Origin of the sequence: Campylobacter sp. 1569 (assembly GCF_024723675.1) — a bacterium.
In the GTDB taxonomy this organism is placed as follows: domain Bacteria; phylum Campylobacterota; class Campylobacteria; order Campylobacterales; family Campylobacteraceae; genus Campylobacter_D; species Campylobacter_D jejuni_C.
Genome location: NZ_JANQDB010000035.1, coordinates 1 through 1,943, shown reverse-complemented (window position 1 = coordinate 1,943; position 1,943 = coordinate 1). Strand labels below are relative to the sequence as shown.

At 30.5% G+C, this 1,943-nt stretch carries 1 protein-coding gene; it reads right to left on the bottom strand.

Going from position 1 to position 1,943, the window contains the following annotated elements; translation table 11 throughout:
* Positions 1 to 1,943: hypothetical protein (locus CAMP5060_RS08010; protein WP_442863353.1), on the bottom strand; the 1,943-nt coding region annotated here is incomplete at both ends.

Below are 1,943 nucleotides of genomic sequence, written 5' to 3'. Positions count from 1 at the left end.
CTACCTTCTCCACCTTCACCTATGTTGCTAAAATCAGGATTTGTTATATCAAAGTCAGTGGTAGTTTTAAATGAATTAGAAGCTTGATCATATTGTATTCCTGTGGCTATTTGAGCGGAGGTGATGAAATCTTGCTTTTTACTTGCTAATTCATTTTCATCAAATTTAACAAATGTTATCTTGCCTTGGTAAGTTGCTTCACTATCTTTAATTCTATCAAATACTCCATTTTTTAGATAAACATTTACATTATTAAAACTAACCTTCTCATTTAGTCCAAATCTAGTATCAGCAAACAAATACTGTTCTTTTCCTTGATAATTACCATCTAAGAATATATAAACATTATTCAATTCAACATTCCCGCTAAGATCTCTTGCAAAAGAAAATATTTTGCCATTTCTACCCTGTATGTTTTCAACCCCATGTATAATTATATTCTCAAACACAGTCTTATCGTTTGGTTTGAATACATCTCCAACATTTCCAGCAAATAACGAAAAATCACCAGAATCAAAATCATCAAATGTTACTTTTTCGATGTTATTTATTGATATGTTTTTATAAGTTCCATTAGAAATGGTGTTAGCAAAAGCTGCAGAGGTTTTACCATTACTTTGAAAACCAAGATTAAAATTTCCTATACCATCTATCATTATGTTTTCAAAATTATGTATAGTACTGTAAGAGCTTAAAATTTGGTTAGCAAATCCTACTACACTACCACCCATAGAGTAAATTTCACCTATATTTTTAATGGTAATATTTTTAGCATTTACATTTGCATCAATATACGAAGAAAATCCTGCAGCCGCTTTGTATGATTCTATCTTATCTATATTTTCTATTGCAATATTTTCAAAATTTAAATTTACACCATTCCATAAATTAGCATCCCCTATAAAACCTCCAGCTCCATGAGTCTTACCGCCCAAGATAGTTTTAAAATCCGCAACTTTGATATTTTTAAAGATACTATCAGTATTTGTATTTCTATCAATAAATCCTATAAAGCCACCGCCGGCACCAGAAGAACCATTTATAATTCCATATCCGTTATCTTCCTCTCTCCCATATATTGATATGTCATAAAATTTTCCACCATCAATAGTACCTATAAATCCTCCACTATTTACACCATATAATGCTTCAATATATACATTATTTATTTTAATACGAGAATATTCCCCATCTTGTTTGCTTAAACCCGCAAAACCACCAGCATTTTGAAAATAATTTCCGCTAAGTTTTATATTTGAAAGCTCTATATCTTCAAATTTGCTATTTTGTGTTTTTCCCACCAAACTACCTATGTTTATGGCATTAAACTGTCCATTTACATTAACCTTAAAATCAACATTATTAACTTTTAAATTTCTAATACTACCACCATCAACAGCACCAAAAATACCTATAACTCTATATCTTGGGTCAGAAATATTAAGTTGATCTAAATCCATTTTGATATCGTTCAAAGTATAACCATTACCATTAAAAGTAGACGTAAAGGCACCATCCCAGCCACTATAGCTTGTATACCCCACCATATACTCAGGTTTAAAATCATTTTCAAAGTATATGTCATTTATAAGTCTAAATTCTTTAACACTTCTGGTACCATCTTTACCGCCTCTATCATTATTCCAAGCATCAGCAAATATAGCCCATTCATCTACTGAGTTTATAGTAAGGTATTGTTTGAAGTCTATTTTTTTAACTTTATTTTCAATTTCATTATAATTAGTTAAAGTAAAACCATCAGCACCTACAAACTTATAACCACCCTCTTTAAATGCGCTCATACTAGCTGCTATGCTAACACTTTTTAAAGCTGTAAGATAATTGGTTTTATTTCCTGCGAAAGAGCTAGGATTTAATACTAAATCATTTCCAACTAAATGTGTAGTAGAGTTTTTATTTCCAACTTTACCACCTTGTATATC